Source organism: Dapis hubbardiae BLCC-M172 (assembly GCF_050016015.1).
GTDB lineage: Bacteria > Cyanobacteriota > Cyanobacteriia > Cyanobacteriales > Microcoleaceae > Trichodesmium.
Genome location: NZ_JBNHEQ010000063.1, coordinates 1 through 14188 on the forward strand (window position 1 = coordinate 1; position 14188 = coordinate 14188).

General features: G+C 36.2%; 5 protein-coding genes. 1 reads left to right on the forward strand and 4 read right to left on the reverse strand.

Annotated features, from left to right (window positions below; translation table 11 throughout):
• Window positions 1–964: 964 nt before the first annotated feature.
• Window positions 965–3928 (reverse strand): insulinase family protein, encoded by a 2964-nt coding sequence (locus ACP6PK_RS06345; protein ID WP_094672282.1) that lies wholly within the window; start codon window positions 3926–3928, stop codon window positions 965–967.
• A gap of 1359 nt (window positions 3929–5287) precedes the next feature.
• Between ACP6PK_RS06345 and ACP6PK_RS06350 the strand changes: the two genes are divergently transcribed.
• Window positions 5288–10297, forward strand: a complete 5010-nt coding sequence (locus tag ACP6PK_RS06350; RefSeq protein WP_426558729.1) for a PAS domain S-box protein — start codon at window positions 5288–5290, stop codon at window positions 10295–10297.
• A 670-nt stretch (window positions 10298–10967) separates the two neighbouring features.
• Here the strand turns inward: ACP6PK_RS06350 and ACP6PK_RS06355 are convergent.
• From ACP6PK_RS06355 to ACP6PK_RS06365, 3 genes are all read right to left on the reverse strand, one after another.
• Window positions 10968–11585: a molybdenum cofactor guanylyltransferase gene (locus tag ACP6PK_RS06355; RefSeq protein WP_426558731.1), complete on the reverse strand. Its 618-nt coding sequence runs from the start codon at window positions 11583–11585 to the stop codon at window positions 10968–10970.
• 61 nt (window positions 11586–11646) lie between these two features.
• A complete protein-coding gene (cobA, locus tag ACP6PK_RS06360) occupies window positions 11647–12417 on the reverse strand; it encodes a uroporphyrinogen-III C-methyltransferase (protein ID WP_426558733.1) in 771 nt (256 codons plus the stop codon).
• A gap of 218 nt (window positions 12418–12635) precedes the next feature.
• A complete protein-coding gene (locus tag ACP6PK_RS06365) occupies window positions 12636–13562 on the reverse strand; it encodes a FeoA family protein (RefSeq protein WP_426558735.1) in 927 nt (308 codons plus the stop codon).
• Window positions 13563–14188: the final 626 nt, after the last annotated feature.

Sequence of the window (14188 nt, forward strand, 5' to 3'; positions counted from 1 at the left end):
CTGTGGGATAAATGTAACGCACCGTCCATCCCAAACTGTGGGATAATTGATTTGATTTTTTATTATTGGAGATGTCTAATACCAATTCCCATGCATTAACGTTATACTTAGATCAAACTTCAGTTATTATAGCAACAGCCAGGGCGATTAGGACATAGACTGATGATGAATCAAAGACCACGGAAACACTTTTCCCACTGTTCCCTGTTCCCAGTTAAGTGTTCCCTGCTATAAATAATTAAACTAAGGTAATTACTTTATTGTTAGTTTGAAGTAATTTAGCATTAATTATTCTTGTTTGTACGGACGTTGCATGCAACGTCCATACCACCCCCACTCCCCTACTTCAATCAAATGTAGAAAAGTTTTTGAGAAATGGTATAATATTTCGGTGCGTTACGCTTCCGCTTTTCATGTCGGCGACAGCCGAAACGCACCCTACTGGACTGACACACCTTAAATTGTGCAATAGTAGGGGCGGGTTTTAGCTAGAATTTTGATGCTTACTCTAAGATTTAGATAAACCCACCCCACCAGACGGTCGGTTATATCATTGGGGGCGGGTTTATCTGACTCAATGTGAAAACTCGTTGTACGGACGTTTTGCTGACGCAAAGCTCCGCTTTATATGTCGGCGACAGCCGAAGTGCGTAATTAGGAGCATTCCCTATACGAAAGTTGTGCGCCAGCAAAACGCGGAGCGACATGGAAAGCGGAGCATTCCGGAACGGAAAACGCATTTTTGCCTGTGCAACGTCCCTATGGTGAAACCCGCCACTACAGAGTCTGATTCCCTATTGCACAGTTTTAGCTGAAACAGTCCACTACTGGACTGACACACTTTAAATGGTGCAATAGTAGGGGCGGGTTTTAGTGGAAATTTTGATGCTTACTCTAAGATTTAGATAAACCCACCCTAATGCACTGTTGGGGGTTTGGAGACCAAACCCCTACGATTCCTAAATTACATAATATCAGAAATGTTCAATGGATCTGCTTCGCGATGACGGTTTGCTTCTTCCAATTTCTCGCGAGAAGACATGACGCAAATATTATTACGTTCCATCCCCGCAGTAAACACATCTAACAAAGTTTGTTTCACATCTGCTACTGTAGCTTTCAGCGATCGCTCATAACGTTCTTCCCTGACTTCTGAACTTTTTGCTGTCAGATAACGTTCCAAAGCTAAACCTGTCGCTGTCTCTGGACGCAACACTGGAGAATCATCCTGAGTTGTAGCAATAATAGCACGGTCAACATCAGTCTGAGTCCAATCTACATCCTTGATATAATCTATTAAACCAGCAAAAACATCAAGAGTTCGACTAACATGGGGGTCACGATAGGAATACAGAGAAACAGTTTTTCCTAAACCACTGTAACTACATCCGGCACCGTAAGCATTACCCTTCAAACGAATTTCTGTGAATAGATAACCCAAACGTAATAAATGAGCGCCTAATCTTAAAAGTGGCGACCTTTCATTACTGAAGTGAGGTGCTGGCATAGTCTGAACGCAATAAGCCACCTGTACCGGACCTGCTAAACCTTCCCGTATATTGTAAATTGGTTCAAAGCGACTACCAAAAATGTCTCCTTCTTTTTGCTGTTGTTGGAGACCCCACTCTGAGAGAGTTTTCTTAACTACCTCATAAGCACTATCGGAACCTGTAAAACTAGCAGTCAAAGGTTGATTCGCAATAAAATCCCGGATAGTTTCAATCTGGGTCATCATATTTGCTCCATGCTCATCAAAACGATCGCATACTTTGTTCAGCAACTCTAATTGAGGCAAACCATTAACAATCTCACTAATACTCCCCTCCTTGGTCATTCCAGCAGCAGCTCGCGACATAGCTGTGTAGATACCATTGTAAATCAAATCGGAACTACATTGAGCATGAGATTGAGTCATCACCTCTCGTAGTCGAGCTGTATCGCGGGGGTTGACTGCAAAAATCATGTTCCGCAACAACTCTAATGATCGTTCAATCTGGTCATCCAGAGTTTTCATGGTGACGCGAAGTCCATACACAGGGCGATAGGCGTCTTGAGCATAAGTCCGTAACTGACATTGAAAATTAATGCCGCCAGTATAAGAAGCAATACCATGAGCAACTTGTTCGTAGTTCATTTCTCCCGCACCTAATTTGCGCAGTGCATCTATATAAGTAGATACATACAACCACAAATCTTCAGGCAACCCCCGCAAACTGAAATCTAGTTGTAAATAATTTACCCCATTTGCCAACACATGATTTCGTAATAGTGTTACTTCACCATCAAGTTGTTCGACATCAGTGGGAATATGTTCTGGTTTTTCCGGTAAGTCGCTTACTTGTAGTTGGGGAAGTTTAGCTACTGCTTCGGGAGCATTGGGTGTTCCTGACTCCGCTTCTAATTCTTCTGCTTCAGTAGCGATGCGCTCTAATTGTTCTGGGGTTAGTTGAGAACGAACCTGCTCGACTTGTTCCACTACTGCTTGGTCATAATTAGATTGCCATTCTTGGTCTGGTTTTAATACCAATGTCAAACGGTGGGGGTTGTTGAGTAACTTTTCCCGAATTAAGTCATTGAAATAGTTAGGATTTTCAGCATAACGTTGTTTACATTCAGCGAGGCGATCGCCAATATGTAAAAGCGTCAATGGATCGTTACCATAAATCCAAGTTTGCATCACCCGGAACAACATCCGCAAAGGATACATCCGAGCAATTTCTTGGTGTTGGTAGGTTGCCTGTTGAAATGCTGCTTCAACAATACTAGGTTCAATTTCACCAGCAGCAATTGTTTCTAGGGTATTGACAACTAACTGACTAAATGCTTCTCCCTTGTCAGGTTCACTTCCTTGAATACCTACATGGAAGGTAGCTTCTTTACCCACAGAGTCTACTCCAGATCCCAGTATATCTTGACCAATTTGGGATTCAACGACCGCTTTTTTCAAGGGTGCTGCTTCATTTCCCAACAAAATACGACTGAGAATATCTAAAGCTACCCATTCCTCAGAGTTAGTGGTATCTCCCACCAACCATTTCATCATTATGTAAGTTTTCTCTTTTGTTTCGTCTGCTGCACTAACAGGATAAGATTCTTCTTTAAACTGAGGTTCACTCCATCGAGATTGAGGGTTAATATTGATATTGGGTTCCCGTCTTTCAAAAGCGTCTAATTTTTGAGCTAAAAAGTTGAGATATTCGGGAGTGGGAATATTGCCGTAGAAAACGAAGTAAGCATTACTGGGATGATAATAGTTGGCGTGGAAGTCACGGAAGTCTTCGTAAGTCAGTTCAGGAATATTTTTGGGGTCGCCTCCGTATTCCAAACCATAAATGTTATCAGGAAATAGACTTTGGTTGGCAATACTATCTAACCTTTGTTCGGGGTCAGAAAAAGCTCCACTCATTTCGTTGTAAACTACCCCAGTAAATTTTAATTTTCCTGTTGGGTTTTCGGGGTCAGCAGGAGCTAGGTGATGTCCTTCTCTTTTAAAGGTATTTTCAGTCAGCAGCGGATGGAATACGGCATCAAAGTATACTTCTGCCAAGTTGAATAGGTCTTGTTTGACTTTACTGGAGACTGGATAATAGGTACAGTCAGGGCCAGTCATAGCATTAATGAAGGTTGCTGGACTCATTTTTAGCATTTCAAAAAATGGTTCCCGTACAGGATATTTTTCTGAACCTGCTAGTACAGAATGTTCAAGGATGTGGGGTACTCCTGTACTATTTGGAGGGGGGGTGGGAAAACTAATTGAAAATAGATTTTCGGCATCTTCTGAATATAGGTGTAGCAGTTTAGCACCTGTTTTGAGATGTTCTAGCTGATAAGCTACCATCTGCTGTTGTTTTAGGTCAGTAATGGCTTTTACTTCAAAGCCTTCTAGTTTTTGTCCAACTTCTAAAGTTCTTTCAGTTAATAGAGGCATAGAAAATGAATTACTATGAATGTTTACTTTTTCTTAGTTTAAGTTATTTCTGCTGTTCGGTTTACTCACCTGGTTAGGTAGGGTTGTTTTTTGGGAGATGGGGAGATGCGGAGTGTGGGGAGTATCTTGTCTGTTCCCTATTCCCTACTCCAGGCAAAAATCTATATCTTTATCGGAGAGTTATATTAAGTATGAAAAACTAGGATAGGATTTGAGATTGCTTTCTATGGTTGCTGCGGAAGAGTTTTAAGCCAGATTATATATAATTATGAATTACGTTGAAAGCCTCCCCTTCTTAATGGGAAAATTAGCTATTAATTTGTAAGCATTCAGCTATTAGCACTCAGCTTTCAGCTTTTTAAAATGCTAGGAGTTAATAAATTATAAGCTGTTGTGTATCTAGATTTTATATTCCCTATTGCTAGGAGCAAAAATTGAATATATGGTCGTTCATAGTAAGCGCGCTTTTCATGATTCTAATGAATATAGAGATTTTGGCTTAAAGGTAGAAGGCAGAGGGCAGAAGGCAGAAGTAATGCAAGTCAACAGAGCCGTGAGAACCCCTATAAACATCTTAGCTGATAGCTGATGGCTGACGGCTGAATGCTTAGATTAATTTACATTTATGAGGATGTTCCAGCTTGATTTTTTTGTCGATCGCCACTCTCTAACAGATAATTTTTAGATTACAAAAAATTATCTCTATCCTCGTTATTTAATGCTAAACGCTGATATGAAATAAGTAAAATTTTCTGAATCTTTAACTCTAAAATTTCTGCCTCATTCAACTGTATAATTATTGATTGAAAAAATTAGATAAATATTCTACAATTAAAAGATATATTTCCATCTTTAATTATAGGTAATTGCTCCTAATTAGCATTCAAATATCAGCTTTTATGCTTAGAGTGATAAATTTATCTATACAAATATTCTATCTCCTAGTAGCAGTCAATTGACCCAAAAAAAATATATAAAAATGAAATTAATATGATATAATTGCCGTAATAAATTTTGCAAAATTAAACAAAAGTAGCTAAAACTCAAAAATTAAAAATCTGGGATACTCAACTTTGAAGCAACTTAAAATCAAAACTATTAAAATTAAGAATTATCTTTTCTTTAATAAGTTGCTAGAGCCATAAGAGCTTGTTCAGCAATTAACCATGAAGAATTAATAATTACCCATTCTTAAAATAAGGGGATTTCCTCAAAGGAAAACTTTTTATTTTATACCCTATCCAAGGGGAGGATTCAAACCTAAATTTTACAATTTTTAATTATTAATTATTCAGTGAAAATATCCCCATCCAATTTGCCAAAGTATTCTCCTCATTTTTCTTTTTTCAATACCTAATAATGATGCTGAATCCAAAATCGCCCAAAAATCACTGGTTTAATAGTATTGCAGTTCGCTATTTAGGAATAATAAGTCTGATATTAATTAGCATTAACTTAATAACAGAATTAGTTTTAATCAAACACAACTGGCAATGGCAAATACATAAAATAGAGGAAAAAGCTAAGGATGAACTTGATTTGTTAATTGCTATTACTGGGGAAGAAATCGTTAAACCAGACTCCCCTATCCTGGAAATATTGATGAAACAAACAATTCTTGACCGGGATATTATTTACAGTGCTGTTGTTAATTCCGAAGGAAATCTGCTCAAAGGTAAGATTGATTTAGCAAATCCGGAAATCGCTAGCTTTATTCAAAATAATAACTTAATAAATAACAGTAATATCCAAATTATTAATTACCTTAAAACAAAAGAAAATATACGGGAAATTAGCTCTCAAATTATTAACAATGGTAAGTATATTGGAGATTTAAAAGTAGGGGTTTCAGTAGAAAAAATTAAAACAGAATTATTCAAAGATGCTGTTCAAACACTAAGTATTTCTCTCCTGGTCGGTGGAATTTCAGTCGTAATCATAATAATTATATTTCAGCGACAGGTAGGTATGCCATTGGAACAATTAACCAAGGTTGCCCAAGGTCTAGCAGAAGGAGAATTAGACCAAAATTCTGATATTAAACGCAATGATGAAATGGGTATTATTCACCTGAGTCTCAATCAAATAGCTACCCAAATTCAAGAGGCTTTAGCAAATTTAAGACAGCAAATAATAGAACGGGAACAAGTAGAAATTGCTCTGGGAAAACAGGAAAATAAATATCGCTCTGTGATGGAAAATATTCAGGAGGTGATTTTCCAAACAGATAATACGGGGATATGGACATTTCTGAATCCTGCCTGGGAGAAAATGACTGGGTTTACAGTAGCAGAAACTCTGGGAAAAAGCTTTATTGAGTATATTCATCCAGAAAACCGCCAAGATACTAGGTCGAAATTTCAAGCTTTCATCCAAGGTATAGAATTTGATTATAACTATGAAACAATCTTTCTTACTAATGGTAAAGATGTATGCTGGTTTGAAGTTTTAGCCAACCTCATAAGAGATGAAAATGGGACAATTATTGGGTTATCTGGCATTCTTAACAATATTACTCAACGCAAACAGGCTGAGGAAGCTTTAAAACTAAGTCAGTTTTCTATAGATAGAGCGGTGGATGCAGTTTATTTCATGGGTCCTGATGCCAAATTTTTCTATGTCAATGAAACTGCTTGTCAGACTCTAGGTTATTCTCAGGCAGAACTTCTCAAAATGAGTGTTTGGGATACTGATACTATATTTTCATCCAAAGAAAAGTGGCAGCAACATTGGCAAGAATTGAAACAAAGTGGTTTTTTGAGATGGGAGGGCGCTCATAAAAATAAGGAAGGTGAGATTATTCCAGTAGAGATAAGTGCAAATTATCTAAAATTTAACGGTAAAGAGTACAACTGTGCGTTCTTTCGAGATCTTAGGGAACGCAAAGAAATAGAACAAGAAAAGCGAGCAGGAGAATGTGCTATTCGCGCCTTATACAAGGTAGCTTCTGCACCAAACCTGAATTTTGACCAAAGGATGCAAGGTCTACTGGCGTTGGGAAGAAAATATTTTGAATTTGACCTGGGTTTTCTCGGCAGTGTTGATGGCGATCGCTACAAAATCATTGCCTTTCAAAAATCTAAGCACCTTAAATTATCATTTCAATCTGGAGATGAGCTTGATTTAGATAAAACTTTTTGTAGTAAAATTTTTCGTTTAGGAAAACTAATATCTTTTGAATCATTTCAAGAATCAAAATGGTCTGAGTATTCTGCTAACAATGTTTTGGGTTTAGAAGCATATATAGGTACTCCTGTGTTAGTGGGAAAACTACCTTATGGTGTACTTTGTTTTACCAGTTTCAATAAACGTACTAAACCATTTAAAGATAGCGATCGCCAAATTATCAAACTAATGGCTCAGTGGGTAGGCCATGAAATTGAACGTCAGCAATATGAAATTAGTCTAGAAAAAGAACTGAAACGGGGTAATTTATTGAGGAAAATTACCCAAGAAATTCGCCGGAGTTTAGATGTGAAAACAGTTTTTCAGACAACGGTTAACCAAATAGGTATTGCTTTTAAAGTAAATCGCTGTATTATTTTTAAGTATATTGCCGAACCCATACCAGAAATATTCTTTGTTGCCGAGTATTTTGAATCAGAGCATAAGTCTCCACTACAACTAAAATCAAAGCTTCCAGTTATAGGTAATCCCCACGCTGAGGAAGTTTTATCTCAAGACCAACCAGTATCTACTCCAAATATGACTACTGAACCATTGCTAGATGTATGTCGCCAGATGAATCTCAAATCTATGTTGGCAGTGCGAACTTCTTATCAAGGAAAAGTTAATGGTATAATAGCATTACATCAGTGTGACTCTTACCGTGAATGGACAACAGAAGAAATTGAATTATTCTCACCAATAGCAGAACAAGTGGGTATAGCGATCGCTCAAGCTCATCTATTAGAGCAGGAAATTCAGCAACGAGAGGAGTTAACTGTCAAAAATCGTGCTTTGGAGGAGGCGAATAAAGCAGCAGAAGCAGCAGCTAAAGCCAAAAGTGAATTTATTTCGACAATGAGTCACGAGCTGCGGACTCCTATGAATGCTGTTATTGGTATGACTGGTTTACTTCTAAATACAGAGTTACAACCTCAGCAAAGAGATTTTGTGGAAACTATTCGCACAAGTGGTAATGATTTATTGACTCTTATTAATGAGATCCTCGACTTCTCAAAAGTTAATTCTCAAAGATTAGAATTAGAAAAACAAACTTTTGATTTACAACAATGTATTGAGGAAACGTTGAGTCTGTTAGCTGTGAGAGCGCAAGAGAAAAATATAGAGTTAGCTTATGCACTCGAACCTCAGACACCCCAGATGATAATTGGAGATGTTGGTCGTGTGCGACAGGTTCTGGTAAATTTACTCAGTAATGCTATTAAATTTACTCATGCTGGGGAAGTAACGGTTCGCGTGCAAGCATCTTTGGTGGAGCAAATTAGTAATTATGATATTTACGAAATTCAATTTACTGTGCAAGATACTGGTATTGGTATTGCTCCAGAGAATATGGATAAGTTGTTTCAGTCTTTTACTCAGCTTGATTCTTCAATGTCTCGTAGTTATAGTGGTTCTGGTCTAGGTTTGGCAATGAGTCAACAGTTAGCCGAATTGATGGGGGGTAAAATTTGGGTTGAGAGTGAATTAGGTCGAGGTTCAACTTTCTACTTTTCGATACTTGCTCCATCTGTTGTACAAACAACCGATAAATTTGAAGAAGCAAAGCAATATTTAGCTGAAAAACGATTACTTATTGTCGATGATAATGCAACTAACCGACAACTGCTGACGACACAAGGGAAGTCTTGGGAAATGTTAACTTGGGCAGTTGAGTCTGGTGCGAAAGCTATTGATTTAATTAATCAAGGAATAAAATTTGATTTGGCAATATTAGATAAGTCAATGGCTGAAATGGATGACTGTACCCTAGCGAAAACTATTCGCGAACAAACTTCAGATGAGAATTTACCTATGGTACTTTTGGGTAATTTGAAAGAATATAAATTGGCGGAAAAATGTCAAGATATTAATTTTGCTCTAGTTATTAATAAACCAATTAGAGTATCTCTACTTTATCAGACTTTAATGAAGATTTTTACAGGAGAAAAAACTGATATGGAAAAGTCGCCTACTGCCTCAGAAAGTGAGGTTAAGCAAGTAGAAAATCTCCGAATATTGTTGGCAGAAGATAATGTAGTTAATCAAAAGGTTATCCTGCTACAGCTAAAACAGTTAGGACACCAAGCAGATGTGGCAGCAAATGGCATAGAAGTTCTAGAAGCTTTGCAACGTCAGCCTTATGATGTGGTATTAATGGATGTGCAAATGCCAGAGATGGATGGGTTGGAAGCTACTCGTACTATTCGCGAGCAATGGTCTCCTGAATTATGCCCCTATATTATTGCTATTGCTGGTAATGCTACTTCAGAAGAGCGGGATAAATGTTTGGAAGTTGGCATGAATGATTTTATCACTAAACCGATGAAGGTTCCAGAGTTGAAGCAAGCACTAGAGGAAGTTTCGAGAATTGATATAGATATGACAACATGGAAAAATATTAATGATACAAACACTAATGAAAATTTCAATAATAATATTAAAAATAATTCTCTAATTAAGCCGAAATTAATCTTAGATGAGACAATGTTAGAGTCAATTGTAAGTATGGGAGGCAAGGAACTTTTAGGTGAAATTATTGATGATTATCTCAATTTTTCTCCTAGTAGATTAACAGCAATTCGAGAGGCAATTGTAGTTGATGATGCCAATGAATTACGAATTACTGCTCATGCTTTACGTTCTAGTACAGCTAATTTGGGAGGAGTTACTGTAGGGAAGATATGTAATCAGTTGGAAAATTTAGGACGTGAAAATACTACTGTGGGAGCAGCAGAAATTTTTCCTTTATTAGAAGTTGAGTATGAAGAATTTAAACAGGGATTAATTAATTTTAAATCTAGTAATAATATTGATTTTTCAAGTATTCAAAAAACTTCTGATACTAGCAGTGAGTTTATTGATATGATTGACTATAAAATTCAGGATAATTCTGTTTTAGATTTAACTATTTTAGATTCTATTCGCAATAGTACAATTATTGAGGATTATTTACAAAATTCTCGTCATCAAATGGAATTAATTTTAAATGCAATTGCGATAAATTATACTGAAGATTTAAAACTCGCAGCCCAAAGTTTAGGAGCTAGTAGTGCTAAGATAGGAGCGATAAATCTTGCTAATTTATGTGAGAAATTGAGCAAGTTATCTGGTTCAGATCTAATTATAGAAGGAACGGATTTATTGTTACAAATTGATGGTGAATATGAAAGAGTAATAGAAGCTTTAAAACAGGAATTATAGATGAATTATAAATTCTAAATTCATCTATAATTCCTAGCAGGAACTAAATTTGAGATGATTGAGAATTTCCTAATAGTAATGGCGACTGCTATAGCAATCCTAAATAGGTTTTCAAGAATTAAGAATGCGCGAATTACCTCTCCTTGAAAAGGAGAGGATTGACAAACAGGAAAATTTTTATTTATTATCCCCTTAAAAGGGGAGGCTTTAAACCACAATATTTCGGTAATATCATGTTCGGTTGAATACTTATAAATTATATTTGAAGGAGTCAGGAGTCAGGAGGGAAAGAGGAAATTTAGAAGGAAGAAGGTTTATTATAACTAATTATCCGAACATGATATAAGATTTTATCGTAGGAGTTTGGTTTCCAAATCCCATTTTTGCTTGGGGAAAGGAGACCCAACCCCTACAGTTTTTTTTCACAAATCATTTAGGATTGCTATATCATGTTTGTTTATATCGTTTGTGTAAACCCAAGCCTAAATATCTACAGGAAATTTAAGTTTTTTTCTTGATATTAAGCTTTCCTACCAGTTAAGTATTCCCTACCTTTGCTATACAATACCGATGCTAGCGGACATGATATAATACAATCAACTCAACTCCTTCGCGGAAGTCATTCGATCTCCTAACCCTTCCCACACTTCCCACACTCCCCACCTCCCCATCACCCAATCCCCCCATCACTCCTCCCCATTTCTAAGTCTAAGGGAGTATTACAGTTAAACAACATTTTTTCTGTCTCAGAATCAATAGATAATGGTTGAACTGGAATTTGATAAAGTAATTTTTGAAACGAGTTTTGACCCCGGTCAATAATTTTTTCTAACTCTATCTTTATCTCTTGCCGATAGAAACCGCATAAAGGTTCCCACCTTTGAAATTTTTGAGGAACTAAAGCTAAAATTTCTGGAGAAAGTTGGTTTAATTGAGTTACCCAAGTTTGAATAATATCTGAGTTCAACAGAGGTAAATCACATCCTAATAATAAAATCCAATTACTGTTAATTTGATCTAATCCCTGAGCAAAAGCAACTAAAGGACCTTCAGTTTTTAACTCAGTTAACCATTCACATTCTGTAGGTAACATTGACTGATATTTTTCCGGCCATGGAGTAATAATATAAACTTTTTCTGTACATTTATTTGCTACTTGATAAACCCTTTTTAACATAGGTATATTTTGCCAAGGAATTAAGGCTTTATCTTCACCCATACGGGAACTTTTTCCACCTGCAAGAATGAGTGCTACTAGATGATTTTTGGCGAGTGAAGATTTATTCATACACTTTACCGAATATTTAATTCCGTTACGGTTTTAACCAGAGGTAATTATCAATTATCCATTATCCATTATCCATTAATGAATTCCCTAATATTTGATGTAAATTAACTACATTACCAATAACAGCAATAGCTGGCGCTTCAAACCCAGTTGCTTCAATTTGTTCTACAATATTTTCGATAGTACCAATTAATTCTTTTTGTTCGGGTCGAGTTCCCCACTGAATTAAAGCGATGGGTGTTTCTGGGGAACGTCCGGCGATGATAAGTTCTTTGATAATATTATGTAAGTTATGAACCCCCATATAAATTACTATTGTTTCTGAACCATGGGCGATCGCTTGCCAATTTACTTCTGGTCTATATTTACCTGTTGCTTCGTGACCTGTAACAAAGGTAACTGAGGAACTATAGTTTCTGTGGGTTAGGGGAATACCAGCATAAGCAGGTGCAGCGATACCAGAGGTGACACCGGGAATAACTTCGACGGGTACTCCTGCTTGCATTAAGTCTTCCATCTCTTCTCCACCACGACCAAATACAAAAGGATCGCCTCCTTTTAAACGTACTACTATTGCATGAGTTTTGGCTTTTTCAATTAGTAATTGAGTTGTTTGTGTTTGCTGTAGGGAGTGGCGACCGCGACGTTTACCTGCATTAATTTTCTCAGCATTTGGGTTAATCATTGTTAGAATGGGAGTGCTGACAAGAGCATCATAGATAACAACATCAGCTTGTTCTAATAGCACTTTACCTTTGAGTGTTATTAGTCCAGGGTCTCCCGGTCCTGCTCCTACTAAATATACTTTACCTACAAATTTTAGCTGATTCATATTTATTATTTTAGATAATTCTGTATAGCTGGTTAAGTAATTCTATTAAGTTATTTTGTGAGAAAAAACTGTAGGGGTTTGGTCTCCTTTCCCCAAGCACAAAGGGATTTGGAGACCAAACCCCTACGACAAAATTTTACAACCTATTTAGGATTGCGATAAAATATCTTCTTTTTTCCTACAAAAAGCTCCGAGACATGAGAGTTAGGAAAGTTAAATTACTTTGGTTGTACTTCTAAAGTACCATTATCATAAAATAAAATTGTAAACTCAGCCCACTCTGTTTGAAGTGATTCTTTTTTAGTAGTAGGGTCAGAATTAACTAGACTTGGTATAGGTGTCTTTTCGAGATTATCTGTTGCTATTTGATTAACAGGTTCGTAAGTAGCTATCGCTCCATTTTTATCTACTTTAACTAGGTAGATTGAAGTTACATTTATAGGGGTTTTCCAGGTTTGTTCGATAGTATTGTATAGTTTTTGTTTTAATTCTAATAACTCTCTTTTGTTTGTCATTTTTTTAGCTATTGGTTCTACATTTTGGGGTGGAGAATGAGTTTTTGCCCTTAAATAGTTGTTAGGATTTTGATTAGTTGTTTGAGCGACCTTTTCTGGGTAGTCAGATTTATTATTTACTGTCTCAATGCTTGCGACCTTTGTTGGTTGAACTTGACTTTTATCTATTGTCTCTAATGTTTGATTTTTCGTCCCTGTTGAACTTGAATTGTAAACAACATTAGCCACAACTTTGGCTTGATTTCCTTGATAAATATCTCTAGTAATCAGGATGCGATAAAATCCAGCAATAACAACTAAAATAATAGTTGTTAATGAAACTAATGATGCTGTTCTCACTTGTTCTGTTAATTCTGCTCTATTGTCGGGAATTGTATCTTTAGCTGAAATATCTGTTTTAACAATTATCATTTCAGCTTCCTGGGGTTGGATAGTTATTTCTTTGCTGGAACCGACTCTAATACGCAAAGGACTGGGAAATTTGGCTTCCCGCAAAACTTGCACTCTTTTATTAGAAACTATACCCTTTTCTTTTAGTCTCTGAACAATTCCTGTTGTATTGTCACTGCTGATAATTCGATCGACTATTGCTATTTGCCCTATTTTTAAATCCGATAAATTCATCATCATTACTTCTTAATTTATTGTTATTATGTTTTTTTAGACATTATTTTATTTACTTTCAGACATTATATTATATTTTGGGTATAATTTCAAGTTTTAATACTAAATGTAATATGGCTCTACAAAAGTTAAAATCTGGCTGTTGCGAATCAACAATATATTTACGAAATAATTAATAATTAAGGAATGAGAGAAAAACAAAACCTGAGAAAATTAATTACGCTCAAGAGGTTTCCCAAGCCCAAACCAGAATTTTACGGATACTACCGGATTTTATCTAATCTATTTTTCTGTTGCTATTCTTCTAATTTGAGAAAAAAATAAATCTTGGGATGCCATAAGGTTTTTGATAATTATCAGTCAATAAAAAAATTTATAAATTCCATAAATTCTCAAAATCAAACCTTTTTTATTATTTTTTTCTTTGCCTGTTTCCTGTGTTGTGACTGTAGTAATATTTTATGAAATTAGGTATTATACCAATTCCCATGCATTATTGCTATACTTGGGCGATACTTCAGTTATTAACTTATCGATACAATCAGAATTATTTTTTTGCTTATTTTAGGTAGTAATTATGTTAATTATTCTTATGTTTGCTTCTCCGGTACGGACGTTGCACAGGCAAAAAT

What these genes read in the sequence shown, in the direction of transcription:
- ACP6PK_RS06345 (WP_094672282.1), bottom strand. Translation starts at nt 3,928, where the DNA reads ATGCCTCTATTAACTGAAAGAACTTTAGAAGTTGGACAAAAACTAGAA.
- ACP6PK_RS06350 (WP_426558729.1), top strand. Translation starts at nt 5,288, where the DNA reads ATGATGCTGAATCCAAAATCGCCCAAAAATCACTGGTTTAATAGTATT.
- ACP6PK_RS06355 (WP_426558731.1), bottom strand. Translation starts at nt 11,585, where the DNA reads ATGAATAAATCTTCACTCGCCAAAAATCATCTAGTAGCACTCATTCTT.
- cobA (WP_426558733.1), bottom strand. Translation starts at nt 12,417, where the DNA reads ATGAATCAGCTAAAATTTGTAGGTAAAGTATATTTAGTAGGAGCAGGA.
- ACP6PK_RS06365 (WP_426558735.1), bottom strand. Translation starts at nt 13,562, where the DNA reads ATGATGATGAATTTATCGGATTTAAAAATAGGGCAAATAGCAATAGTC.